Annotated in this window: 20 protein-coding genes and 1 tRNA gene; 6 read left to right on the forward strand and 15 right to left on the reverse strand. The window is 66.9% G+C overall.

Annotated elements, in window-relative coordinates; genetic code table 11:
- Positions 1-98 precede the first annotated feature (98 nt).
- From clpX to VHP37_03620, 4 genes are all read right to left on the reverse strand, one after another.
- Complete coding sequence (gene clpX / locus VHP37_03605) at positions 99-1,367, reverse strand: ATP-dependent Clp protease ATP-binding subunit ClpX (protein HEX2825406.1); 1,269 nt, start codon at positions 1,365-1,367, stop codon at positions 99-101.
- 132 nt (positions 1,368-1,499) lie between these two features.
- Entirely contained in the window at positions 1,500-2,138 is a 639-nt protein-coding gene (gene clpP / locus VHP37_03610) for an ATP-dependent Clp endopeptidase proteolytic subunit ClpP (protein ID HEX2825407.1), read from the reverse strand.
- 8 nt (positions 2,139-2,146) lie between these two features.
- On the reverse strand, positions 2,147-3,457 hold the full coding sequence (tig, locus tag VHP37_03615; protein HEX2825408.1) for a trigger factor: 1,311 nt from the start codon (positions 3,455-3,457) through the stop codon (positions 2,147-2,149).
- A gap of 48 nt (positions 3,458-3,505) precedes the next feature.
- A tRNA-Leu gene (locus VHP37_03620) sits at positions 3,506-3,590 on the reverse strand.
- 166 nt (positions 3,591-3,756) lie between these two features.
- Between VHP37_03620 and hpnD the strand changes: the two genes are divergently transcribed.
- The 5 genes from hpnD (at position 3,757) to VHP37_03645 (ending at position 9,361) form a co-directional block, all read left to right on the forward strand.
- Positions 3,757-4,581, forward strand: coding sequence for a presqualene diphosphate synthase HpnD (gene hpnD, locus VHP37_03625; protein ID HEX2825409.1), 825 nt, complete (start codon positions 3,757-3,759; stop codon positions 4,579-4,581).
- Between the two features lie 60 nt (positions 4,582-4,641).
- The gene (locus tag VHP37_03630; protein ID HEX2825410.1) at positions 4,642-5,397 is read left to right on the forward strand and encodes an SDR family oxidoreductase; all 756 of its coding nucleotides are present in this window, start codon (positions 4,642-4,644) and stop codon (positions 5,395-5,397) included.
- 151 nt (positions 5,398-5,548) lie between these two features.
- Positions 5,549-6,664, forward strand: a complete 1,116-nt coding sequence (locus tag VHP37_03635; protein HEX2825411.1) for a 4-oxalomesaconate tautomerase — start codon at positions 5,549-5,551, stop codon at positions 6,662-6,664.
- The gene (locus tag VHP37_03640; GenBank protein HEX2825412.1) at positions 6,664-8,322 is read left to right on the forward strand and encodes an electron transfer flavoprotein-ubiquinone oxidoreductase; all 1,659 of its coding nucleotides are present in this window, start codon (positions 6,664-6,666) and stop codon (positions 8,320-8,322) included. The genes VHP37_03635 and VHP37_03640 overlap by 1 nt, the downstream gene beginning before the upstream one ends.
- A gap of 16 nt (positions 8,323-8,338) precedes the next feature.
- On the forward strand, positions 8,339-9,361 hold the full coding sequence (locus VHP37_03645; GenBank protein ID HEX2825413.1) for a glycosyltransferase family 61 protein: 1,023 nt from the start codon (positions 8,339-8,341) through the stop codon (positions 9,359-9,361).
- A 2-nt stretch (positions 9,362-9,363) separates the two neighbouring features.
- Here the strand turns inward: VHP37_03645 and VHP37_03650 are convergent, their stop codons facing one another.
- From VHP37_03650 to VHP37_03675, 6 genes are all read right to left on the reverse strand, one after another.
- Positions 9,364-10,551 carry an acetyl-CoA C-acyltransferase gene (locus tag VHP37_03650; GenBank protein HEX2825414.1) on the reverse strand — a complete coding sequence of 396 codons (1,188 nt, stop codon included), beginning with the start codon at positions 10,549-10,551 and terminating at the stop codon, positions 9,364-9,366.
- Positions 10,552-10,553: 2 nt separating this feature from the next.
- On the reverse strand, positions 10,554-13,034 hold the full coding sequence (locus tag VHP37_03655; GenBank protein HEX2825415.1) for a 3-hydroxyacyl-CoA dehydrogenase/enoyl-CoA hydratase family protein: 2,481 nt from the start codon (positions 13,032-13,034) through the stop codon (positions 10,554-10,556).
- Between the two features lie 68 nt (positions 13,035-13,102).
- Positions 13,103-14,368, reverse strand: coding sequence for an outer membrane protein transport protein (locus tag VHP37_03660; protein HEX2825416.1), 1,266 nt, complete (start codon positions 14,366-14,368; stop codon positions 13,103-13,105).
- Positions 14,369-14,407: 39 nt separating this feature from the next.
- A complete protein-coding gene (locus VHP37_03665; protein HEX2825417.1) occupies positions 14,408-14,836 on the reverse strand; it encodes an acyl-CoA thioesterase in 429 nt (142 codons plus the stop codon).
- Positions 14,837-14,930: 94 nt separating this feature from the next.
- The gene (locus VHP37_03670) at positions 14,931-16,748 is read right to left on the reverse strand and encodes a long-chain fatty acid--CoA ligase (protein ID HEX2825418.1); all 1,818 of its coding nucleotides are present in this window, start codon (positions 16,746-16,748) and stop codon (positions 14,931-14,933) included.
- Positions 16,745-19,090, reverse strand: coding sequence for an acyl-CoA dehydrogenase (locus VHP37_03675; protein HEX2825419.1), 2,346 nt, complete (start codon positions 19,088-19,090; stop codon positions 16,745-16,747). The genes VHP37_03670 and VHP37_03675 overlap by 4 nt, the downstream gene beginning before the upstream one ends.
- A gap of 313 nt (positions 19,091-19,403) precedes the next feature.
- Between VHP37_03675 and VHP37_03680 the strand changes: the two genes are divergently transcribed.
- Positions 19,404-20,276, forward strand: a complete 873-nt coding sequence (locus VHP37_03680) for a hypothetical protein (GenBank protein HEX2825420.1) — start codon at positions 19,404-19,406, stop codon at positions 20,274-20,276.
- Here VHP37_03680 and VHP37_03685 read toward each other — a convergent pair.
- The 5 genes from VHP37_03685 to VHP37_03705 all read right to left on the reverse strand — a co-directional run bounded on the left by VHP37_03685 (position 20,227) and on the right by VHP37_03705 (position 25,903).
- A complete protein-coding gene (locus VHP37_03685; protein ID HEX2825421.1) occupies positions 20,227-22,017 on the reverse strand; it encodes an acyl-CoA dehydrogenase in 1,791 nt (596 codons plus the stop codon). The genes VHP37_03680 and VHP37_03685 overlap by 50 nt on opposite strands.
- A gap of 178 nt (positions 22,018-22,195) precedes the next feature.
- Positions 22,196-23,128 carry an FAD-binding protein gene (locus VHP37_03690; GenBank protein HEX2825422.1) on the reverse strand — a complete coding sequence of 311 codons (933 nt, stop codon included), beginning with the start codon at positions 23,126-23,128 and terminating at the stop codon, positions 22,196-22,198.
- Positions 23,128-23,880: an electron transfer flavoprotein subunit beta/FixA family protein gene (locus tag VHP37_03695; GenBank protein HEX2825423.1), complete on the reverse strand. Its 753-nt coding sequence runs from the start codon at positions 23,878-23,880 to the stop codon at positions 23,128-23,130. Before VHP37_03695 ends, VHP37_03690 begins: the two co-directional genes overlap by 1 nt.
- Positions 23,881-23,975: 95 nt before the next feature.
- Positions 23,976-24,899, reverse strand: a complete 924-nt coding sequence (locus VHP37_03700) for a branched-chain amino acid ABC transporter permease (GenBank protein HEX2825424.1) — start codon at positions 24,897-24,899, stop codon at positions 23,976-23,978.
- A 116-nt stretch (positions 24,900-25,015) separates the two neighbouring features.
- On the reverse strand, positions 25,016-25,903 hold the full coding sequence (locus tag VHP37_03705) for a branched-chain amino acid ABC transporter permease (protein ID HEX2825425.1): 888 nt from the start codon (positions 25,901-25,903) through the stop codon (positions 25,016-25,018).
- Positions 25,904-26,030: the final 127 nt, after the last annotated feature.

Consider the following 26,030-nt stretch of genomic DNA (forward strand, 5'->3'; position numbering starts at 1 on the left):
ACCCGGCTTATTGCAAGCGGGGATGGAAGAAATGGGGTCAGGTCCGATTTTCCGGGCTGTGACGAAAAATCGGACCTGACCCCGGATTCCTTCCGGAACTAAACCGTCGACCCGGCCACTTTGGGCTGGTCGGAGTAGATCAGCAGCGGCGGCGCGTCGCTTACGATGGTGCCTTCGTCGACGACGACTTTCACCACGTTCTCCAGCGACGGCAGGTCGAACATGGTGTTGAGCAGCGTGTTCTCGAGGATAGAGCGTAGACCGCGCGCGCCGGTCTTTCGTTCGAGCGCCTTGTGCGCGACCGCTTTCAGGCCCGCCTCGCGCACTTCCAGCTCGACGCCCTCCATCGAGAACATCTTCTGGTACTGCTTGAGCAGCGCGTTCTTCGGCTGGGTGAGGATCTGGATGAGCGCGGCCTCGTCGAGCTCTTCGAGCGTGGCCACGACCGGGAGACGGCCGACGAACTCGGGGATGAGGCCGTACTTGATCAAATCTTCGGGTTGCACATCGCGCAATGCCTTGCCGATGTCTTTGCGGTTGTCCTTCGAGCGCACTTCGGCGCCGAAGCCGATTCCGCCTTTTTCCGAACGGGCGCGGATGATCTTGTCCAGACCGTCGAAAGCGCCGCCGCAGATGAAGAGGATGTTCGTCGTGTCGACCTGCACGAACTCCTGATTCGGGTGCTTGCGGCCGCCCTGCGGCGGGACCGAGGCGATCGTGCCCTCGATCAGCTTGAGCAGCGCCTGCTGCACGCCTTCGCCCGACACGTCGCGGGTGATCGACGGGTTGTCCGATTTGCGCGAGATCTTGTCGATCTCGTCGATGTAGACGATGCCGCGCTGCGCCTTCTCGACGTCGTAGTCGCACTTCTGGAGCAGCTTCTGGATGATGTTCTCGACGTCCTCGCCGACGTAACCGGCCTCGGTCAGCGTCGTCGCGTCGGCCATCACGAAAGGCACGTTCAGCAGCCGCGCAAGTGTCTGCGCCAACAGCGTTTTACCCGAGCCCGTCGGGCCGACGAGCAGGATGTTCGACTTGGCCAGCTCGACGTCGTCGGTCTTGGTGATCGTCTTCAGCCGCTTGTAGTGGTTGTAGACCGCGACCGACAGGATTTTCTTGGCCGTGTCCTGCCCGATGACGTACTGGTCGAGGATCTTGCGGATTTCGTGGGGGACCGGCAGGTCGGACTTGGTGCCCTTGGCGCCCTGCTCGCCCTGGGTTTCCTCGCGGATGATGTCGTTGCAGAGCTCGATGCACTCGTCGCAGATGAAGACCGACGGGCCGGCGATGAGCTTGCGCACCTCGTGCTGGCTTTTTCCGCAGAAAGAGCAGTACAGGAGTTTCTCGCCGCCAACTTTGTCAGACATACCTGCTTTCCCCACGGTTTTTCCAGTCCTTCCTCAGTGCATTTGCTGCGATTTCGGGGCCCGTAGCGCAAAAGCGAGCAAAAGCGGTGAAAAGCGACCGCCGAAATCGGGCAAAAAGGCTACGTTCGACCGTTAAACGACCGCTTCGGTTCGACTCGAAAGCACTTTATCGACCAGACCATAGCTCACCGACTGGGTCGCAGACAGGAAGTTATCACGATCCGTGTCTTTTTCAATCGTTTCGATCTTCTGTCCCGTGTGTTTGGCGAGGATTTCGTTCAGCCGCGCCTTGAGGAACAGGATCTCCTTGGCGTGGATCTCGATGTCCGATGCCTGGCCCTGGAATCCGCCCATCGGCTGGTGGATCATCACGCGCGAATTGGGCAGCGCGAAGCGCTTGCCGTGGGCGCCGGCCGCGAGGAGCAACGCGCCCATGCTGGCCGCCTGGCCCACGCACAATGTGGACACGTCGGGCTTGATGAACTGCATCGTGTCGTAGATCGCGAGCCCGGCCGACACCGACCCGCCCGGCGAGTTGATGTAGAACGAGATGTCCTTGTCGGGATTCTCGGACTCCAGGAAAAGGAGCTGGGCGACGATCAGGTTCGCCGTCGTCTCGGTCACCGGACCGACGAGGAACACGACGCGCTCCTTGAGCAGGCGCGAGTAGATGTCGTAGGCGCGCTCGCCTCGGCCGCTCTGCTCGATGACCATCGGCACCAGCCCGAGGCTTTGCGGCTCCATCATTCCGCCGATCGCTTGCGGTTGCATGTAGTGTCTCATTGCTTGTTCCCCATCAGTTCGTCGAATGCGACGGGCGTGTCCTCGACCTGCGCCGTCCGGAGCGCCCACTCGACCACGTTGTCCTCGAGCACCATCGACTCGATCTCGCGCAGGCGCTCGGGCGACTGGTAGTACCAGCGCACGACTTCCTGCGGGTTCTCGTACGACTGCGCCTGTTCCTCCACGATCGCCCGCACCTGCTCGGGCTTGGCCTGGAGCTGGTTGGCCCTGACGACCTCGGCAAGAATGAGGCCGAGATTCACCCTGCGCTGCGCCTGGTTTTCGAACATTTCGGCCGGCAGCACCATATCGTCTTTCATCGGCAGCCCGCGCGCAGCGAAATCCTGCCTCGTCAGCTCACGCAGGCGATCGACTTCGCTGGCGACCAGCGACTTCGGCACTTCGACCTTGGTCGCGTCGAGCAGCGCCTGCATCACCTGGTCCTTCACCCGCGACTTCAGCCGGCTCGCGACTTCGCGCTCGAGGTTCGCCTTGATCTCCCCTCGCATCTTCCCGATGTCGCCGTCGGCGACGCCGAGGCTTTTCGCGAATTCGGCATCGACCTCGGGCAGCTTCGGCGCGCCGACTTCCGACACGCTCACCTCGAAGGTCGCGGTCTTACCCGCGACGTCCTTGCCGTGGTAGTCGTCGGGAAACTTCAGCTCGAACGACTTGGAATCGCCGGCTTTCATGCCGGCAAGCGCGCTCTCGAAGTCGGCGAGCAGCCGGCCTTCGCCGAGCACCACCTGCTGGTTCTCCGCCTTGCCGCCCTGGAACTCGACACCGTCGATCGTGCCGCGGTACGACATCGTGACGCGATCACCGTTCTCGGCCGCGCGATCCGCCTTGTCGAAGGTGACGCGCTGCTTCTTCATGATCTCGATCGTGCGATCGACTTCGGCATCCGCGACGGCGAGCTGCGGCCGCGTGATCTTGGTGCCCGAGATGTCGCCGAGCTGCACTTCGGGGTAGACCTCGAACGTCGCGCTGTACTCGAAATCGCTCGCACCTTCGCCGACCGGTTTCGGCTCGAATTTCGGATAGCCCGCGACCTTGAGGTTCTGCTCGCGCACCGCTTCGCCGAACGTGCGCTGGAGCGTATCGCCCAGCACTTCCTGCCGGACCTGGGGCCCGTAGGTCTGGGCGACGACCTTCATCGGCACTTTACCCGGCCGGAAGCCGTGCATCTTGACCGTTCGCGACAGGCGCTTCAAGCGCGTGTCGACTTCCTGATCGATCTCCGCCATCGGGACCGCGATTGAAAGACGGCGTTCGAGCGTGCTCAGGTTTTCGAGGTTTGATTGCATTTGAGAAAAGGAAATTGAGGGGGAAGAAGCCTTACTACGTCGATGATCTGGTGCGAAAGGAGGGACTCGAACCCACACGCCTTTCGGCGCCAGAACCTAAATCTGGTGCGTCTACCAATTCCGCCACTTTCGCACGGGCGTGTAGCCCTCGGGCTCGGGACCAGCGGGTAGGCCGGAGCTCCGGAGCGCAACCCATTGATTGTAATATACTCGCCCGTCTATTTCGAGTGCCCTACCGCGCCCGAACCCGTCCACGTCCGGCCTGTTTAAGCGCCTGAAAAGCCAAGCCTTCCTTAGCGTTGGACCCGCATCAATACTGCCGGCAGAGGTGTGCTCCGCCCGGCTCCGCGTTCTATTACAGCGTTCGCGTGCTGCCGCCGGACCTGCAGCGGGCGGCGGTCGCGCTCGAAGCGTTTCGGCGCGAGGTCACCGGCATCGCCAACGAAGTGCGCGACCCGGGCGTCGCGCGCACCAAGCTCGCGTGGTGGCACGGCGAGATCGAGAGCCTCTACGCGGGGGAACCGCACCATCCGGTGACGCGCGCATTGGCCGCCGCGCTCGCGCCTCACGGTATCGAGCGCGGCGCGCTCGAGGACGTGTTGCAGGCCGCCGCGATGGATCTCGAATACAACGCGTATCCCGATGTCGACGCGCTCGAGGTCTACTGCCGGCGCGTGCGCGGCGTGCCGCAGCGGCTCCTGTCCCGCGTCTTCGGGTTCGACGACGCGAAGACACTCGAGCATGCGCAAGAGCTGGGCATCGCGCTGGAGCTCACGCGCATCGTGCGCGATGCCGGCGAAGACGCGCGGCACGGGCGCGTCTACCTGCCGCTGCACGACATGGCCGAGCACGGCGTCACCTCCGACGATCTCGCGCACGCACGCGAGACCGACGCTTTCCGGCGCCTCATCGCAGCCGGGATCGCGCGCGCCGATGCGCGTTACGATCGCGCGATGGCGCTCCTGCCGCCCGGCGATCGCAAATCGCAGCGTCCGGGGCTCGTGATGGCGGCGATCGAGCGCGCGCTGCTGCGAGAGATCGAGGCCGACGGCTGCCGGGTCCTGACGCAGCGCACATCGCTCACGCCGCTGCGCATGTTATGGATTTCGATGCGTACCCGCTGACGGGGTCAGACCCCGGCCTTTTTGGGGTCTGACCCCGGTTTGCTCTAGGGAGAATCAATCATGGACTTACAACTGAAGGATAAAACTGCGCTCGTCACCGGCTCGAGCATGGGCATCGGCCGCGCGATCGCGAAAGCGCTCGCGGCCGAAGGCGTAAAGACCGCGATCGTCGCGCGCCGCCGCAACCTGCTCGAAGGCGTGGCGGACGAGATCGTCTCGGCCGGCGGCATCGAGCCCGCGATCTTCGAAGTCGACGTGATGCACCAAGGCGCGGTGAAGAAGCTGGCGAACGATGCGCGCGAGGCGCTCGGCGGCATCGACATCCTGATCAATTCGGCGGGCGGCAGCCAGCCGCCGATCGGCATCGACGCGCCCGACGACGCGTGGGAGTACGCGATGACGCTCAACTTCGTGCGGGTGCGCCAGCTCACGCACGCGGTGCTGCCCGGCATGGTCGAGAAGAAGTGGGGCCGCATCGTCAGCATCACCGGCAAGTCCGAGCCCGAGAAGCTGATCGCCGCGACGCCGTCCAAGGCCGCGGTGCACGCGTGGTCCAAAGGACTCTCGCGCGAGGTCGGCAAGCACGGCGTCACCGTCAACTGCATCCCGCCGGGTCGCATCATGAGCGAGCAGATCCGGCGCAAGTACTCGGAGGACTTCCGCGCGAAGCAGTCGGCCGAGGAGATTCCGGTCGGACGCTACGGCGAGCCCGAAGAGCTGGCCGCACTGGCGGTATTCCTCTGCTCCCCCCTCGCCCGTTACATCACCGGCACGGTCATGCCCGTCGACGGCGGACTAAAAAAGTACGCGTTTTGACGGCGCTGTCATCGCGAGGCGCCAGCAAGGGCGCCGTGGCGCTCTCGCGACGCGCGGAGCGGACGCTCCGAGATTGCTTCGTCGCTTGCGCTCCTCGCAATGACAGCCCCGGTCGTATAATTCGGCACCGCTCCAGCGAAGGATTCCCACCATGCAAACCAAGATCCCCTGCGTCATCATGCGCGGCGGCACGTCGCGCGGTCCGTTCTTCCTCCAGACCGACCTGCCTTCCGACATTCCCACGCGCGATGCGGTCCTGCTCGCCGCGATGGGCTCGCCGCACGACTATCAGGTCGACGGCATCGGCGGCGCGCGCTCGCTCACCAGCAAGGTCGCGATGATCTCGCGCTCCAAGCAGGCGGGCGCCGACGTGGACTATCTCTTCGCGCAGGTCCTGATCGACCAGCCGCTCGTCGACACCAAGCCCAACTGCGGCAACATGCTCGTCGCGGTCGGGCCGTTCGCGATCGAAGCGGGCCTCGTTCCCGCGAAAGACGGCGAGACCACGGTGCGCATCTACAACGTCAACACCAGGACGCTGGTGGAGGCGATCGTGCAGACGCCCGGCGGCAAGGTGACCTACGAAGGCGGCGCGTCGATCGACGGCGTGCCCGGCACCGCCGCCCCCGTCGGCATCAACTTCAAGGGCGGCATCGGTGCAGTGACCGGCAAGCTCCTGCCGACCGGCAAGCCCCTCGACGTGATCGACGGCATCGAAGTCTCGTGCGTCGACGTCGCGATGCCGACCATGTTCGTGCGCGCCGAAGCTTTGGCCAAGACCGGTTACGAGACCGCCGCCGAGCTCGACGCGGACAAGGAGTTCACGGCGCGCATGGAAGCGATACGGCTGAAGGCCGGCGTGCTGATGGGCATGGGCGACGTCTCGAAGAGCGTCACGCCGAAAGTCGCGCTGCTCGCCAGGCCGAAAGACGGCGGTGCGATCGCGACGCGTTACTTCGTGCCCGACGCCTGTCACAAGGCGCTCGCGGTCACCGGCACGGTGTGCCTCGCGTCGGCGTGCGCCATCCCCGGCACGATCGCGTCGCAGATCGCGCAGGTGAAACCCGCGCCGCAGGGCATCATCGAGATCGAGCACCCGTCGGGCAAGATCGCCATCGACCTCGACGCCGATTTCACCGGCGGCAAACAGGAGCTCCGCCGCGCGGCGCTGGTGCGCACCGCGCGCCGCGTGTTCGAAGGCAACATTCTCGTGCCGTCGCACGTGTGGGCGGGCAAGGTGGACGAAACCCGGAAGGCGGCAGCGTAATGGCCGAGGTCGATCAAATCGAACGCGAGTCGATGCAGTATGACGTGGTGATCGTCGGCGCAGGTCCGGCCGGCCTCGCCGCGGCGATCCGTCTCAAGCAGCTCGCCGCCGAGCGCAACACCGAGATCGGCGTCTGCGTGCTCGAAAAAGGATCGGAAGTCGGTGCGCACATCCTGTCGGGCGCGGTGATGGATCCGCGCTCGATCGACGAGCTCATCCCCGACTGGCAGGCGAAAGAAGCGCCGCTCAATGCGCCGGTCACCGAGGACCGCTTCCTGTTCCTCACCAAGGATTCTTCGTACAAGGTGCCGGACTTCATGCTGCCGGCGTGCTTCAAGAATCACGGCAACTACGTGATCAGCCTCGGCAACGTCTGCCGCTGGCTGGGTCAGCAGGCCGAAGCGCTGGGCGTGGAGATCTTCCCCGGCTTCCCGGCGGCCGACGTGCTGTATCACGACAACGGCGCGGTCAAAGGCGTCGTCACCGGCGACATGGGCGTGGACCGCGAAGGCAAGCCGACCGACGCCTACCAGCCCGGCATGGAGCTGCACGGCAAGTACACGCTGTTCGCCGAAGGCTGCCGCGGCCATCTCGGCCGCCGGCTGCAGGCGAAATACAACCTGCGTGACGGCGTCGACCCGCAGGTCTACGGCATCGGCCTGAAAGAGCTGTGGGAGATCAAGCCCGAGAAACACCAGAAAGGCCTGGTGATGCACACCGCGGGCTGGCCGCTCGAGAGCGATACCTACGGCGGGTCGTTCTTCTATCACATGGAAGACAACCTGGTCGCGATCGGCTTCGTGGTCGGTCTCGGCTACACCAATCCCTATCTCTCGCCGTATGAAGAGTTCCAGCGCTACAAGACGCACCCCGCCATCCGCAGCTTCCTCGAAGGCGGCAAAAGGATCGCGTACGGCGCGCGCGCGATCACCGCGGGCGGCCTCCAGTCGCTGCCGAAGCTCGTGTTCCCGGGCGGCGCGCTGATCGGCGACGACGCCGGCTTCCTCAACGCGTCTCGCATCAAGGGCAGCCACGCGGCGATGAAATCGGGCGCGCTCGCCGCCGAAGCGATCGCCGATGCGCTACAGGCCAATCGCGAAAGCGACGAGCTGACCGCGTACCCCGAAGCGTTCCGTCAGAGCTGGCTGCACGAAGAGCTGTACAAGGCGCGCAACTTCAAGCCGTTCATGAGCAAGGGCCTGTACACCGGCACGGTCATGGTCGGCATCGACCAGGTGCTCTTCGGCGGCAAGGCGCCGTGGACGCTGCGCCACCATCATTCGGACCACGAGACGCTCAAGCCCAAGAAGGACGTGCAGCCGATCGCCTATCCGAAACCCGACGGCGTGCTGACGTTCGATCGCCTGTCGTCGGTCTTCATCTCGAACACCAACCACAACGAAGACCAGCCGGTGCACCTCACGCTGAAGGACCCGAGCGTGCCGATCAAGGTGAACCTCGCGCTGTACGACGCGCCCGAGCAGCGCTACTGCCCGGCCGGCGTGTACGAGATCGTGACCGAAGGCGAAGCGCCGCGGCTGCAGATCAACGCGCAGAACTGCGTGCACTGCAAGACCTGCGACATCAAGGATCCCACGCAGAACATCGTGTGGGTCACGCCCGAAGGCGGCGGCGGGCCGAACTACCCGAACATGTAACGGCGGCGGCTGACCGATGCTCCTCGGCCGGCTGCTCAAACGGCGAAGCTCGAAACGCGTGCGGGACGTCCCCGCGCGCGACTACGTCGAGCGTCGCGGCACGCCGGGCGCCCTGCGCTCGCTCCGCATCGCCGCGACCAGGACGCAGGCCCAGCTTCTCGATCTCGAATCGGGCTGGCTGTACACGCCGCTCTGCGTGCCGATCGGCGCGGAGCGCTGCACGACCCTCGACCTGCACAGGGTGTACTCGCGCGACAAGTACGACGTCGTCTACACCGACGCCTTCGCCGAGGCTCTGGACGCATGCGCCGTGCCCTCGGTCGAGAATATCTTCGTCCTCTCCGCGCCCCGCAACTACTGGCACTTCATCATGGATTGCGTGCCGCGCCTGTGCTTCGCGGCCGTGATGCCGGATCTGCGCGAACGGGCGCTGCTCGTCGACGCCGGCGCGACCGCGACCGAGCGCGAGGTCATCGCTCGCGCCGCGGCGCAGGTCGGCATGGAGGCGCTCCGGCTCGTGCCCGCCGCACATCCCCTGCAGCCGATCGCGCAGGCCGCCTGCCCGGGTTACATCGACCGCTACTCGGCGACGGCGCTGTGGGACGAGATGCTCTATCCGGCGGCGGCGCGGCCGCGCCGCGGCATCGAGCGCCTGTTCGTGAGGCGCGCCGCGCGCATGCGGCGCCTCGTCAACGAGGATGCGCTGGTCGAGGCGCTGGCGCGCATCGGTTTCACGGCGGTCGATCCGGGCGCGCTCGGTTTCGAGGAGCAGGTCGCGACGTTCGCCGATGCGCGCGTGATCGTCGGCGTGCACGGTGCGGCCCTCACGAACGTGCTGTTCGCCCCGCGCGGTGCGACGTTCGTCGAGCTCTACACGACCGTGCACCAGCCGTTCTACGCGGAGCTGGCCGCAGCCAAGGGGATGCGTTACGTACCGCTCGCGGGCGAATCGCACGAGGCGGCCGTCGATCAGCACGACGACTTCGGCGTCGACGTGCCGCGCGTGCTGGAGGTGCTGAAAGAGCTCGGGGTGTCCTGAGCTCAGAAGGCTTCGAAGATGCCCGCGGCGCCCATGCCGGTGCCGATGCACATCGTCACCATGCCGTACTTCTTGTTGCGGCGCCTGAGGCCGTGCATGACGGTCGCGGTGCGGATCGCCCCGGTCGCCCCCAGCGGGTGCCCGAGCGCGATCGCGCCGCCGAGCGGATTGACGATCTCGCGGTCGAGACCGAGCTCCTGGATCACCGCGAGGGTCTGCGCGGCGAACGCTTCGTTGAGCTCGATCCAGCCGATGTCCTCCTGCCTGAGCCCGGCGAGCGCCAGCGCTTTCGGGATCGCTTTCACCGGGCCGATGCCCATGATCTCGGGCGGCACACCGGCAACGGCATACGAGACGAAGCGGCCCAGCGGCGTGACGCCGTAGCGCTTCACCGCACCTTCGCTCATCAGCACCACCGCCCCTGCCCCGTCCGACATCTGCGAGCTGTTGCCGGCGGTGACGCTGCCTTTCGCCGCGAACGCGGGCCTGAGCTTCGCAAGCGCTTCGGGTGAGGTGTCGCGGCGCGGACCTTCGTCGTTCAGCGCTTCGCGTGAGACGACTTTGACCTGCGCGCTCTCGAGATCGGGCACGCGCTCCACCACGTTGTACGGCGTCACCTCGTCGCGGAACTCGCCGCTGTCGATCGCGTGCACCGCGCGCCGGTGGCTGTCGGCGGCGTAGAGATCCTGGGCTTCGCGGGTCACCTTCCACTGCGCGGCGACTTTCTCCGCGGTGATGCCCATGCCGTACGCGATCGCGACGTTCTCGTCGCGCTCGAAGATCGCGGGGTTGAACGCGGGCTTGTTGCCGCCCATCGGCACCATGCTCATGCTCTCGGTGCCGGCGGCGATCATCACGTCGGCTTCGCCGAGCCGTATGCGGTCGGCCGCGAGCGCGACCGCCTGCACGCCCGACGAGCAGAAACGGTTGATCGTCATCGCCGAGACGTTCGCGGGAAAGCCCGCGAGCAGCGCGGCGATGCGCGCGACGTTCATGCCCTGCTCCGCCTCGGGCATCGCGCAGCCGACGATCACGTCCTCGACGTCGCCCGCGGGCAGTCCGGGGCATTGCGCGACCGCGGCCTTGAGCACGTGCGCGAGCATGTCGTCGGGGCGCACGTTGCGAAGCATGCCGCGCGGCGCTTTGCCGACCGGCGTGCGGGTCGCTGCGACGATGTAGGCGTCTTTCATGGCTAGTTCCTCAGCGGCTTGCCGTTCTTGAGCATGTGCTCGATACGGGCTTGGGTCTTTTCCGTAGCGAGGAGTTCCATGAAGTGCCGCCGCTCGAGCTCGAGGAACCAGTTCTCGTCGACGAGGCTGCCGCCTTCGACCTCGCCGCCGCACAGCACTTCGGCGACTTTGGAGCCGATCAGGTAGTCGTGCTCGGAGATCTGGCCGCCTTCGCGCATGTTCACCATGAACGCCTTGATCGTGCCGATCGCGTTGCGGCCGGCGACGGGGATCGCTTTCGGCCTGAGCGGCGGACGGTAGCCCGCTTCCGCGAGCGCGCGCACCTGCGCTTTCGCCACGTGCAGGAGCTCGTAGCGGTTCATCACGATCGTGTCGGTCGGGCGCAGGTAACCGAGCTCGCGCGCGTGCTCGGCGCTGCGCCCGACCTCGGCCATCGCCACCGCCTTGAAGTAACGCTGGATGGGCGCCCCGATGTCGCCGCCCTTCGCTTCCGCCGCGGCGCGCAGCGCGAACTCCTTGCAGCCGCCGCCGGCGGGCAGCAGCCCGACGCCGACCTCGACGAGGCCGATGTAGCTCTCGAGCGCCGCGACCGCGCGGTCGCAATGCATGATGAACTCGCAGCCCCCGCCGAACGCGAAGCCTTCGACCGCCGCGACCGTCGGGACCGCCGAATATTTCAGCGCCTGCGTCGTCTCCTGGAACTGCTCGACCAGCGTTTCGACTTCGGCAAGCCGCCCCGCCATGAGCTGGTCGGCGACGCCGAGCTGGCGCGCGGCCTTGAGCGCCAGCGACTCCGCTTCCTTCTTCACGTTGCGGATGAAGCGCGACAGACCCGAGGGCTTGCGCCGCTCTCCCCCGGTCTGGGTCTTCTTCAGGTTCGCGCCGACCGAGAACGGCGGCTCGGTCTGCCAGATGACGAGCCCGAGATAGTTGCGCTCGGCTTCATCGATCGCGCGCGTAACGCCTTCGAGCACGTCGCCGCCGATCGCGTGCATCTTCGACTTGAACGACACGATGGCGATGTCGTCGCCGGTGTGCCAGCAGCGCACCGCGTCGGTCTCGAAGATCGTCTCGCCGTAGCGCACCGGCTCGCCGAGCAGCGCGGCGGGGAACGGCTGGCGGCGATACACCGGCAGCGTCGAGCGCGGCTCGTAGGTGCCGCTCGCCGCCGACCACGAGCCCTGCGCGGTGTGCACGCCGGTGCGGCCGCCCATCGCCCACTCGGGCAGCGGCAGCGCGGCCATCGCCTTGCCGGCTGCGATGTCCTCGGCGATCCATCCCGCGACGCGCTGCCAGCCCGCGGCCTGCCAGATCTCGAAAGGCCCGCGATCCCAGCCGAAACCCCAGCGGATGGCGAGGTCGAGGTCGCGCGCGTTGTGCGCGATCTCGGCCAGGAGCGCCGCGCAGTAATGGAAGACGTCGCGATACACCGACCACAGGAACTGCGCCTGCGGGTGATCGGACGCGTGCAGCGCTTCGAAGCGCTTCGCGACGTCCGTCTCCTTCAGGACGTCGACGATCTTTTCATCCGCCGTGCCTTCGGACAAGCGGTACTGTCCGGTCGCCGCGTCGAGCACGTGGATGTCGCGCCCCACCTTCTGGTACACGCCTTTGCGCGTCTTCTGTCCCAGCGCGCCCTGCTCGATCAGCGTCTTGAGCCACGCCGGCACGTCGTAGTAGCGATGCCACGGATCGGACGGCAGCGTGTCCTTCATCGTGTCGACCACGTGCCTGAACGTGTCGAGCCCGACGACGTCGGCGGTGCGGAACGTCGCGCTCTTCGGTCGGCCGATCAGCGAGCCGGTGAGCGCGTCGACCGTATCGAACGGGATACCTAACGCTTGCGCGTGATGGATGGTCGCGAGCAGCGAGAACACCCCGACGCGGTTGGCGATGAAGTTCGGCGTGTCCTTCGCGCGCACCACGCCCTTGCCGAGCGTCGTGACGAGGAAAGTCTCGAGCTGATCCAGCAAGGCAGGATCGGTGCTCGCCGCGGGGATGAGCTCGACGAGCTGCATGTAGCGCGGCGGGTTGAAGAAGTGCACGCCGCAGAAGCGCCGCCGCACGTCCGCGGGCAGCGCGTCCGCGAGCGTGTTGATCGAAAGACCCGAGGTGTTCGTCACGAACACGGTGGCCGCCCCGAGGTGAGGCGCGACCTTGCCGTAGAGATCGGCCTTCCAGTCGATGCGCTCGGAGATCGCCTCGATGACGAGGTCGCACTCGCCGAGCGCCGCGAGATGCTGGTCGTAATTGGCGGGCTCGATGTGCACCGCGCGCGACGGCACCGCGAGCGGGCTGGGCTCGAGGCGCTTCAGGTTGTCGATCGCGCGCCGCGAGTTGGCGCTGGGGTCGCCTTCCTTCGCCGCGAGCTCGAACAGCATCACCGGCACGTCGGCATTCGCGAGGTGCGCCGCGATCTGCGCGCCCATCACGCCGGCGCCGAGCACGGCGGCCTTGCGAACGATGAATCTCTGGCCCTGCATGGTTCACCCGCTGAGACGAAGAAGACGGCCGGGCGCGGAGCGGCGCCCGCAGGCGCCGCCGTCGCGCGTCAGAAAGGATGAGAGTACTGCACCGAGAGGATGTCCGCCTTGTTTTCGAAGCGCCCGATGAGAGCGCCGGGCGCCGGCGGCACGCTCACGTTCACGCTGGCGTCCCTGATGAACTCGTGGGCGTACCCGATCTCGAACACGCCCTTCCACGGCGCACGATACTGGACGCCGAACGCGACCCACTTGCGGTCCTGGTCGGGCAGCCGCGGCGTGCGCGTGGTGTCGTTGGTCGGCGTCTCGTCGAACGCGAAGCCGAACCGCAGCTTGAAGGCGTCGTTGACGCGGTAGCTCGCGCCGACGCTGTAGCGCCACGTGTCCTTCCAGTTGAACGGCAGCGTCGTGAACGTCGAGCCCGCCGCGCCGCCTGCCGAGGTGGTCGTGCGCGTGACGACCAGCTGCTGCAGGTGGTCCCAGCCCGTCCACGTGATGTCTCCCATCAGCTCCCACTTCGGATTGAGCGCGTACAGCACGCTGAACGACGCCGAATCGGGCACTTTCAGGTCCGCCCTCACGTTGCCGCCGAACGGTCCGCCCGCCACGCCGGTGAACCTGACGTCGCCGTCGAGGCTGTAGTCGATCGCCGAGCGGTAGGTCGCGCCGAAGCGCAGTTGCTGCAGCGGCTGGAAAGTGAGTCCGACGTTCCAGCCCCACGCGGTGTCGTCGGCCGCGAGGTTCGCGTTGCCGAGCGCGGCCACGCCCGAGAACGACGAGAGCTCCGCCTTGAGGCGCTGCACGCTCACGCCGGCGCCGACCGAGAACATGTCGTTGATCTTGAACGCGACTGCCGGGTTGATGTTGATCGTCTCGATCTTGGACTTGAGCGCGGTGAGCTGACCGCGCCATCCCTGGTCGTACGAGGTGACCAGGCCGAACGGCACGTTCAGCGCGAGGCCGACGCGCAGCCGCGGATTGATCTCGTAGGTGCCGAAAGCGTTCGGCACGTACGCCCAGTCGCCGCCGTCGCCGCCCTCGCCGGTGCCCGGCAGGGCAAAGAGGCCGGTCGAGCCGGTGTTCTCGAACTTGAACGACGGCTTGAACACGTTCAAGCCGACGGTGACCTGGCGCGGCGAGGCAAGGTGCATCATGCCGGCGGGATTCGACCAGACGACGCTCGCGTCCTCCGCGACCGCGGCGCCGCCCGCGACGGCGTTGCCCGTCGCGCTGCCGCTCTGGATGCCGATCGCGAAACCGCCGGCCATCGCGTTCGCAGCAAAACCCGCCGTCGCGGCCGCGACGGACAACGTGATCAGCTTGAGTGTTCTCATCTCTCCCCTCTTGTTTTCGAGTGCATAACGCGTCGCATCTTACGCTGTGTCCGCCGGTCGGTCCCCGGACTGTTGCGCGGATACAACACGCGGCCGGCGATTCGCGTCGACCGCGACGTACGTGAGCACCGCCTCGGTGACCTTGACCGCGTCCGGCGAGCCGCGGTGCTGCGCGTAGACTTCGACGCTCACGGTGATCGAAGTGCGCCCGATGCGCACGACGTCGGCGTACAGGCTCACGAGGTCGCCGACGAACACCGGCTGCCTGAACACGAACGAGTTCACTGCGACCGTCGCGACGCGGCCTTGCGCGACGCGCATCGCGGGTACCGCGCCGGCCAAGTCGACCTGCGCCATGATCCAGCCGCCGAAGATGTCCCCGGTATGGTTGGCGTCGGCCGGCATCGGAATGACGCGCAGCGTCGCCTCGCGATTCGGCAGGGTCGTGACGGGACGAGGATCGGGCATGAAAACAGTGTTGAGTGTTGAGTGTTGAGTTGAGCGTCGCGATGCCTGGGGTTTCGCTTTGTAACTAAACACTTAACACTAAACACTGGGCACGTCAGTGCCCCGCGTACATCGAGTCGATCTCCGCGTTGAAGCGCTCCATCACCCGCGCGCGCTTCAGCTTCAGCGTCGGCGTCATCAGACCATTGTCCACGGTCCACGGGTCGAGCGTGGCGCACACCCGCCGGACCTGCGCGTACCCGGGAAAGGATTTGAGCTGCTCGGCGATGCGCGCGAGGATCAGCGTCTGGCCCTCCTCGCTCGCCGCGCCGGTCGTGTCGGGCGATAGCCCGGCGGTTTCCGCAGCCTTCTTCCACTGCTCGGCGCTGAGCACCGCGATGACCGAGAGATAGGGCTTGCCTTCACCGAGCAGCATCACCTGCTCGAACAGCGGGTCCTGGCAGATCGCGGCTTCGACGTCCACCGGCGAGATCTTCTCGCCGTTCGACATGACGATGATCTCCTTCAGTCGACCGGTGATGTAGACGTGCCCGCTCGGGTCGATGCGTGCGCGATCGCCGGAGTTGAGCCAGCCGTCGTCCGAGATCACCTGGCGGGTCGCCTCGGGATTGTTCCAGTAGCCCAGCATCACGTTCGGGCCCTTGATGAGCAGCGCGTCGTTCGCCCCGAGCTTCACCTCGACCCCCGGAATCGGCTTGCCGACGCTCGCGGGAATGTTGTCGTACGGCGGATTGGCGCAGACGACCGGGGACGATTCGGTCATGCCGTAGCCCTGGATGATGGGCAGCCCCAGGCCGATGAAGACACGCGAGACGTCCGGCGGCAGCGCGGCGCCGCCGGAGAGTGCGGCCCGCAGCCGCCCGCCGAGGCGGTCGAGCACTTTCTTCGCGACGAGCGCGTTCAGCACCGGCCACAGCAGGAACGACGCCTTCCACGGCCCGCGGCCCTGTTTGTGCTCGAATCGCGCGTACCCGACGTCGACGGCGCGCTCGAAGAGGCGCTTGCGCGCCGGCGGCGCCTCGTCGAGCTTGGCGCGGATCGCGCTCCAGACGCGCTCGTAGATGCGCGGCACCGAAACCAGCACCGTCGGCCTGATCGCCTGCAGGTCCTCGGAGAGCTGCGGTATCGATCGCGCGTAGGCGACCGTCGAGCCCGACATCATCGTCAGGTAATAGCCGGCAGTGCGCTCGAACGTGTGCGACAGCGGCAGGAACGACAGGAACACGTCGTCGTGCCGAGTCGCCATCACGCCGATCAGCGACGCGTGCGCGTTCGACAGGATGTTGTGGTGCGAGAGCATCACGCCCTTGGGCCGGCCCGTCGTTCCCGACGTGTACACGATCGTCGCCAGCGCGTGAGGATCGCGCGCTTCGCGACGCGTCTCGCCTGCACTTTGCGGCAGCCACTCCGCGATCGACTGCACGCGCGCGTCGCCCGCGTCGGGCACCGGTTTGACCGAGATCACCCTCACGAGCGACGCGAGCTGCCCGTCGCCCTCGCGCAGCGCGCTCCACTGCGGCGCGCCTTCGAGCAACAGCGCCTTGCAGCCCGCGTCGCCGATGATGTAGGCGACGTTGTCGGCGCGGTCCTGGGTATACAGCGGCACGACGACCAGGCCGAGCCCGAAGGCCGCGATGTCGCACATCACCCACTCGGGCGAGTTGCGCAGCATGATCGCGACGCGGTCGCCGGCCTGCAGGCCGTCGCGCTCCAAAGCGGCCTGCCAGCGCGCGACGTGAGCGTCCATCTCGCGCCAGGTATAGCCGCGCCACTCGTTCGAGCCTTCGTCGAAGTATCTGTAGGCGACGAGATCGGGCGTGCGCCTGACGCGCTCGCGAAACAGCCCGTCGAGCGTAACCGCGGCCTCGACCGGTATGACGTCTCCAGCACCCTCCCCTGCGGCGGCGTTCAAGGCGCTCCTCCTTTTTGTAGTTCGCTCGCGAAGACCGGCTCGGTGGTCTGATAGATCTCGGTCTTGCCGAGGTCCTTCGGAAAATCGTCGACCATGATCGCCCTGCGGCGCAGCGCACGCGCACGCTCGATGACGGCGGCTTCGCCCTTGGTGATGGCGCCGCGCGTGACCGCGAGCTGCACTTCGTGGCCGAGGGCGGCAGCGTCGACAGCGCCGTCCTGGTTCACGCCGCGCAATTTCTGCTCGAGCGGCTCGGCTGCGATCGTCGCCGCGAACGCGGCTTCGAGGCCCGCCACCGGGTTGCGGCCGTCATCCTCGCCGATGAACATGCCGGTCGTCAGCCGATCGCGCACGCCCCCCGGCACCTGCACCGACGCGCTCACGCGGTGGCCGAGGTCGTCCGCGGGCGGCTCGAACTCGCGGCCGAACGGGAACACGAGAAAGCGCAGCATGCCGCCCACGAATCCCGGCATGTTCGCGAACAGGCCGTAGAACGCTTCCTGCGCGCGATGCAGGGCGTCCTGCACCGACCACGCGAGCAGCGGCGCGTCGTCGGCGGGTCTGCCGTCGTCCTCATAACGCTTGAGCGCGCACGAGGCGAGATAGAGCTGCGACAGGATGTCGCCGAGCCGCGCCGACAGGCGCTCGCGGCGCTTCAGCGATCCGCCGAGCACGAACATCGCCGCGTCCGATGCGAGCGCGAACGCGCTCGACAGCCGCGTGAGCCGGCGATAGTACCGGCGAGTCGCGGCATCGCCCGGCGCGCCGACGAACACGGCGCGCGTCAGGCCCATCCAGAACGCGCGCGCCTTGTTCGAGACGACGAATCCGGCGTGCCCGAAGAACGCGGCGTCGAACGCTTTCAACGCGACGGCGTCGTCTTTCTCCCCCACGGCTTCGATCTCGCGCAGCAGATACGGATGGCCGCGGATCGCCCCCTGGCCGTAGATGATCATCGAGCGCGTGAGGATGTTCGCGCCTTCGACCGTGATCGCGATCGGGATGTTCTGATACGCGAAGGCGAGATAGTTCGACGGCCCCATGCACACGGCCTTGCCGCCGTGCACGTCCATCGCGTCGTTCACCACCTGCCGGCCGCGCTCGGTCAGGTGATACTTCACGATCGCCGAGATCACCGAAGGCTTCTCGCCGAGGTCGATCGCGCCGGCGGTCATGGTGCGCGCAGCGTCCATGATGTAGAGATTGCCGGCGATGCGGGCGACCGCCTCCTCGACGCCTTCGAAACGCCCGATGGAGAGTCCGAACTGCCGGCGCACGCGCCCGTACGCGCCGGTGACGCGCGTCGCGAGCTTCGCCGAGCCCACCGAGTTCGCCGGCAGCGAGATCGAGCGGCCCGCCGCAAGGCAGTTCATCAGCATCTTCCAGCCCTGACCGACGTAATCGACGCCGCCGATCACCGCGTCCATGGGCACGAAGACGTCGCGGCCCCAGTTCGGCCCGTTCATGAAGACCGCGGCGAGCGGCACGTGGCGCCGCCCGATGTGCACGCCGGGCGTGCTGGTGGGGATCAGCGCGAGCGTAATGCCGAGGTCTTCGCGCTCGCCGAGCAGGTGGTCGGGATCGTAGAGCCTGAACGCCAGGCCGAGGAGCGTCGCGATCGGGCCGAGCGTGATGTAGCGCTTTTCCCACGTGAGCCGGATGCCGAGCACTTCCTTGCCGTGCCATTCGCCGCGGCAGACCACGCCGAAATCGGGGATGTTGCCCGCGTCCGAGCCGGCTTCGGGACTCGTCAGCGCGAAGCACGGCATCTCCAGGCCCTTGGCGAGGCGCGGCAGGTAATACTCTTTCTGCTCGGGCGTGCCGTAGTGCAGCAGCAGTTCGGCGGGGCCGAGCGAGTTGGGCACCATCACCGACACCGCGCCGGTGCCGCTGCGCGTGGTGAGCTTCACGATGACGGCGGAATGCGCGAGCGCCGAGAATCCCAGGCCGCCGTATTGCTTGGGGATGATCATCCCCAGGAAACCGTTGTCCTTGATGAACTGCCAGGCTTCAGGCGTAAGGTCGTACCGCTCGCGGGTGATCTCCCACTCGTCGAGCATCCCGCACAGGGTCTCGACGGGGCCGTCGAGGAAGGCCTGCTCCTCTTTGGACAGGGTCGGTTTCGGATACGAATGGAGTTTTTTCCAGTCGGGCGCGCCGCTGAAGAGCTCCGCGTCCCACCACACCGTTCCCGCTTCGATCGCTTCGCGCTCGGTGCGCGAGAGCGCGGGCAGCACCCGGCGGAACACCCCGAGCAGGGGACGCGAGACGAGACCGCGGCGGATGGGGCTGCGGTTGAGCAGGAGCGCCGCGACCGCGAACGCGCACCACAGCGCGATCAGCGCGGGCTGCGGCCATCGCGCGAGCAGCGTCGCGCCGCCGAGGATCGCGGCAAGCACGAGCGTCGAGACGAGCGCCGGCGCGCGCAGATACGCGAGGGCCCAGACCGCGACGAAGATGCCGGCAACGAACAAAGCGACGCTCAAACCTACCCTCCTTAGCCGTGAAGCGCGGTCTGCGCTACGCTCGCTGCGAATTGTACGCGCTTTGCGCGTGGCGCCCCATCGTGACGACAGGACGCTGCTGCGCGCAGCGCCCTGGTGCGACGAGCGCCGCGCGGCTAGCGCGCGGCGCTGTGGCGAAGGATAGTCGAGCATGACGCAGCCATGGCTGGGACTCACGCTGGTGTTCGCGACGTTCGGCGTGCTGCTCGCGATCTTCACCGTGATCGGCCACCTGCTGCACCCGGAGGTGCTGCGCAAGGGACTGCACGTCAGTCTCGGCCTGACCGCGCTGTCCTTTCCGTGGCTGTTCGACGATGTGTGGCCGGTGATGCTGCTCGGCGCCGGGAGCATCGGCGGCTTCGTGGGCGTGCGCGTGGGACTGCCGGTGCTGCGGCGGCTCGCGCACTCGCTGGCGGGTATCACGCGGGTGTCGCTGGGAGAGTTCTGCTTCATCACCGCGACCTGCATCGTATTCCTGATCGCGAAGAATGACCCGGTGCTCTATTCGATACCGATGCTCGTGCTCGCGCTCGCCGATGCGGCGGCGGCGCTCGTCGGGACCGCATACGGACGCCACCGCTACCAGACGTGGGACGATTACAAGACGCTGGAAGGCAGCGCCGCGTTCTTCGTCGTCGCGACCGCCTGCATCTACTTCCCGCTCGCGTTCTTCACCGAGGCGTCGCCCGCCCAGAGCGCCGCCGTCGCGGTGCTCGTCGCGCTGGCGACCACCGTGCTGGAAGCGTCGATGGGACGCGGCTTCGACAACCTGCTGGTGCCGCTCGGTGCGCTCGCCGCCATCAAGGCGACCGGGCTCACCGAGAACCGGCCGGGCGCGCTGGAGACCGGATCGCCGGTCGTGGCCGCGGCGCTTTCGCTGCTGATCGCGCTGCTCGTGCTGCTGCTCGCGGGCCTCGCGTCGTGGACGCGCGCCAATCCGAGCCGGCAGGGGCCGCCGATCCCGGACGAGGTGACTAGAGCTGCTCTTCGCTCAGCGCAAGCACGCTCGCGGAGCCGTTCATGACGGTGCCGGCGTGCGCCTGCGCCTGCGGCAGGATGTGCTCGGCGTAGAAGCGCGCGGACGCGAGCTTGGCGGTGAGGAATTCGGCGTCGCTCTCGACGTTGCCCCGCATGGCGTGCGCGCGGGTCGCCGCTTTCATCATCATCCACCCGCCGGCGACCGCGCCGAAGAGCTTCAGATACGGCACCGCGACCGCGGCCACGGCATTGGGATCGCCGCCGTAGGTGTCCGCGACCCACTTCGTCGCGGCTTCGAGGCTGGCGACCGCCTGGGCGAAGTTCGCGCGCGAAGCGCGGAAATCGTCGCCGAGATCGCCCAGCGAACGGTCGAGCGCGCGCATCTCGGCGATCACCGCCATCGCCGTCGCACCGCGCTCGAACGCGATCTTGCGGCCGACGAGATCGTTGGCCTGGATGCCGGTCGTGCCTTCGTAGATCGTGGTGATGCGCGCATCGCGCAGGTACTGCGCCGCGCCGGTGTCTTCGACGAAACCCATGCCGCCGTGGACCTGCACCCCGATCGACGCGACCTCCACGCCCTGCTCGGTGCACCAGCCCTTGACGATCGGCGTCAGGAGATCGACCAGCGCCTGGTTGCGGCGGCGCTCCTGCTCGTCCGGATGCCTGCGCGCGCGGTCGAACGCGGCGCACGCGGTGAACGCGAGCGCGCGCATCGCCTCCACCTGCGACTTCATCGCGAGGATCATGCGCTTCACGTCCGGGTGATGGATGATCGTCACGCGGTCGCCGCTGCGTTGACCGATCGCCCGGCCCTGCACCCGCGTCTTCGCGTGCTCGCGCGCGTGCTGGAATGCGCGCTCCGCGAGGCCCACGCCTTCGACGCCCACGCCGAGGCGGGCGTGGTTCATCATCGTGAACATGTACTCCAGCCCGCGGTTCTCCTCGCCGACGAGCCAGCCGATCGCACCCTTGTCCTCGCCGTACGAGAGCACGCACGTCGGGCTCCCGTGTATGCCCATCTTGCGCTCGATCGACACGCATTTGACGTCGTTGCGCTCGCCCGGCGTGCCGTCGGCGTTCGGCAAGAACTTCGGAACGATGAAGAGCGAGATGCCTTTCACGCCTTCGGGCGCGTCAGGCGTGCGCGCGAGCACGAGGTGCACGATGTTCTTCGACATGTCGTGCTCGCCCCACGTGATGAAGATCTTGGTGCCGCGGATGCGGTAGTGATCGCCTTCGGGCACCGCCTGCGTGCGCACCGCCGACAGGTCCGAGCCCGCCTGCGGCTCGGTCAGGTTCATCGTGCCGCTCCATTCGCCGGCGGCGAGCTTCGGCATGTAGAGCGCGTGCTGCTCGGGCGAGCCGTGGTGCGACAGCGCTTCGAGCACGCCCGAGGTCAGCATGGGCGCCAGGCAGAACGCCATGTTCGCGCTGTTCCACATCTCCTGCACCGCGACCTGCACGACGTGCGGCAGTCCCTGCCCGCCGTACTCGGGATCGGCAGCGACGCCGTTCCAGCCGGCCTCGATGAACTTCGCGTACGCCTCGCGGAAACCCTGCGGCGGCGTGACCACGCCTTTCGAGTGCTGCGCGCCGATCTCGTCTCCGACGCGGTTCAGCGGATCGAGCACTTCCTGCGCGAACCTGCCCGCTTGTGCAAGCACCTCGTCCACGAGCTCAGGGGTGACTTCCTCCCAGCCGGGTAACGCGAGGACTTCGTCGAGCCCTGCGATCTCGTGCAGGGCGAAGCGCATGTCTTTGAGGGGAGCGGTGTAGGTGGACATAGTGCGAATCGAAACCGTAGGGTGCGTTAGCGATAGCGTAACGCACCGCGTACCACCCCGCACAAAAGAAAACTCCCCGCGCGGTCGCCCGGGCAGGGAGTCTTGAACGGCGCGGTGCGTTATCACGCACCCTACGCGAAACGTCCGTAGGGTGCGCGCAAGCGCACCGCGAAGAGCCTCAGGAGCTCGAGAGCTCTTTCGTCAGCTCCGGCACCGCCTTGAAGAGGTCGTCCACCAGCCAGTAGCTCGCGACCGAGAAGATCGGCGCTTCGGCGTCCTTGTTGATGGCGACGATCACCTTGCTGTCCTTCATGCCCGCGAGGTGCTGGATCGCGCCCGAGATGCCGACCGCGATGTAGAGCTCGGGGGCGACGATCTTGCCGGTCTGCCCCACCTGGTACTCGTTGGGCATGAAGCCCGAATCGACCGCAGCGCGCGAAGCGCCGACTGCCGCGCCGAGCTTGTCCGCCAGCTCTTCGAGGATCTTGAAGTTCTCGGCGCTGCCCATGCCGCGGCCGCCGGAGACGATGATCTTCGCGGCGGTGAGCTCGGGACGCTCGGACTTCGAGAGCTCCGCGCCCTTGTACTGCGAGAGCCCGGTGTCCGGACCGGCCGCGAGGTTCTCGACCGGCGCCGCGGCCTGCTCGCCCGCGGGATCGAACGCGGTGGCGCGCACCGTGATCACCTTGATCTTGTCGCTCGACTGCACCGTCGCCATCGCGTTGCCGGCGTAGGTCGGACGCACGAAGGTGTCGGCGCTCTCGACCGCGCTGATGTCCGAGATCTGCTGGACATCCAGCAAGGCAGCGACGCGCGGCGCGATGTTCTTGCCGAACGCCGTCGCGGTCGCGACGATGTGCGTGTAGTCGTTCGCGATACCCACCACCAGCGCCGAGATGTTCTCCGCCGCCGAGCCTTCGTACTGCGCCCCTTCGGCGAGCAGCACTTTCTTGACGCCCGCGACTTTCGCCGCGGCTTCCGCGGCCGCTTTCGCTTCCTTGCCCGCGACGAGCACCGTCACTTCGCCCAGCTTGGCAGCGGCCGTAAGGGCGTTCGTCACGCCCGACTTCAGTTGTTTGCCGTCGTGTTCGGCTATGACCAGGACTGCCATTAGATGATCCTCGCTTCGTTGCGGAGTTTCTCGACGAGCTCTTTCACGTCGGCGACCTTGACGCCCGCCTTGCGCGACGGCGGCTCCTGCACTTTCAGGGTCTTCAGACGCGGGGTCACGTCGACGCCGAGCGCGTCGGGCTTGATCGTCTCGAGCGGCTTCTTCTTCGCCTTCATGATGTTGGGCAGCGTGACGTAACGCGGCTCGTTGAGGCGCAGATCGGTCGTCACCACCGCGGGCAGCTTGATGTTGAGCTTCTCCAGGCCGCCGTCGATCTCGCGCGTCACGTCGGCATTGTCGCCGTTGACCGTGATGTTCGAGATGAACGTCGCCTGCGGCCAACCGGCGAGCGCGGCGATCATCTGGCCGGTCTGGTTGGAATCGTCGTCGATCGCCTGCTTGCCGGTGATGACGAGCTGCGGCTGCTCCTTGTCGATGACCGCCTTGATCAGCTTGGCCACCGCGAGCGGCTCGACGTCGGCGCGGCCGGCGTCGACCAGGATGCCGCGGTCGGCGCCCATCGCCATCGCGGTGCGCAGGGTCTCCTGCGACTGCGCCGTGCCGACCGACACGACGACGATCTCCGACACCGTGCCGGCTTCCTTCATGCGCACCGCCTGCTCGACCGCGATCTCGCAGAAGGGGTTCATCGTCATCTTGATGTTCGCGGTCTCGACGCCCGTGTTGTCCGATTTCACGCGGACCTTCACGTACGGGTCGATCACGCGCTTGACCGTGACCAGGACTTTCATCGGTTTACCTCGTGAATTGCTGGGGGAGAAATGCGGGAAAGCTGCCGATTTTACCCGATCGAGCGCCTCCGTGAACGGAGCCGCCCGATCGCCTTTCAGAGCGGCTTGTTCAGCCAGCGCGCGAGCTCGCCCACGATGCCGCGGCGGAACGCGAGCACGCAGACGATGAAGATCAGGCCCTGGGCGATGCTCACCCACTGGCCGAGCTGCGCGAGATAGTTCTCCATGGCGAGCACCGCGAGCGCACCGACGACCGGCCCGAATACCGTGCCCAGTCCCCCGACGAGCGTCATCAGCACCACCTCGCCCGACATCGTCCAGTGCACCGCGTTGAGCGCGGCGAGCTGGAACACGAGCGCGTTGGTCGCGCCCGCGAGCCCCGCGAGCGCGGCCGACAGCACGAACGCGAGCAGCTTGTAGCGGTCGGCGTCGTAACCGAGCGAGATCGCCCGCGACTCGTTCTCGCGTATCGCTTTCAGCACCTGCCCGAACGGCGAATGGACGATGCGGTAGATGAGCAGGAAACCGCCGACGAAGATCGCGAACACCGTCGGATACATGCCGGCCGGCGTCGACAGATCGACGAGGCCGAACAGCTTGCCGCGCGGCACCGCCTGGATCCCGTCCTCGCCGCCGGTGAACGGCGCCTGCACGCAGAAGAAATAGACCATCTGCGCCAGCGCGAGCGTGATCATCGCGAAATAAATGCCCTGGCGGCGGATCGCGAGCAGGCCCACGACCAGGCCCAGCACGCCCGCCGCGACCGCCCCGGACAGGATGGCGAGCTCGGGCGTGAACGGCGGCAGCGCGAGCCCCAGCGCGGGGATCGCCAGGCCCTCCTTGGCGAGGTACGCCGAGACGTAGCCGGCGCCGCCGAGGAACATCGCATGACCGAACGAGAGCAGCCCGCCGTAGCCGATGAGCAGGTTGAACGCGCACGCGAACAGCGCGAAGCACATCACCTTCATCAGGAACACCGGGTAGATCCACATCGGCGCGATCGCGAAGAACGCGATCATCGCGACGAACGCGATGCGAAGGGTCTTTCGTTCGGCGCTTGCCGCGCGCACGATTCCCTCCCCCTCAGGGGGAGGGTTAGGGTGAGGGTGGGTTTTGGCGGGCGCCGTGACCTCGTTCATCGCTGCGCTCCGAACAATCCCGCCGGCCTGAACATCAGCACGATCGCCATGACGATGAAGATCACGGTGTTCGACGCCTCGGGATAGAACACCTTGGTCAGCCCTTCGAGCAGGCCGAGCATGAAGCCGGTGACGATCGATCCCATGATCGAGCCCATGCCGCCGATCACCACGACCGCGAACACGACGATGATGAGATCGGCGCCCATCAGCGGGCTCACGCTGTAGATCGGCGCCGCCATCACGCCCGCGAACGCCGCGAGCGCGACGCCGAAACCGTAGGTCAGCGTCACCATGCGCGGCACGTTGACGCCGAACGCCTGCACGAGCTCGCGGTTCTCGGTCGCGGCGCGCAGGTAGGAGCCGAGCTTGGTCTTCTCGATCATGAACCACGTGCCGATACAGACCGTCAGCGACACCGCGATCACCCACGCGCGGTAGTTCGGCAGGAACATGAAGCCGAGGTTCTGCCCGCCTTCGAGCGCCTTGGGAATCGCGTACGGCAGGCCGGTCGAGCCGAACTCGTGACGGAACAGCCCCTGGATCACGACCGCGACGCCGAACGTCAGCAGGAAGCCGTACAGGTGATCGAGCTTGTAGAGCCGCGACAGCATGAGCCGCTCGATCACCACGCCCGTCGCGCCGACGACGATCGGCGTGATCGCGAGCGCCCACCAGTACGACAGCCCGAGCTTGTTCAGCAGGAACCACGCGCAGAACGCGCCCATCATGTACTGCGCGCCGTGCGCGAAGTTGATGATGTTGAGCAGCCCGAAGATCACCGCGAGCCCGAGCGAGAGCAGCGCGTAGAAGGAGCCGTTGATCAGGCCGATCAAAAGCTGACCGAATAACGCCTGCGTCGGAATTCCGAAGATCTCGCTCATGGTTGGGAAAAGGTGACGGGCTATCGCAAAAGGTGACGACGCGCTGCCGCGCTGGTGACGACGCTATCGCTGGTGACGAACTGCCGCGTCACCGCTTCATCCGTCACCGTCTGATCCGTCACCGTTT

The sequence above is a fragment of the Burkholderiales bacterium genome, assembly GCA_036262035.1.
GTDB lineage: Bacteria > Pseudomonadota > Gammaproteobacteria > Burkholderiales > SG8-41 > JAQGMV01.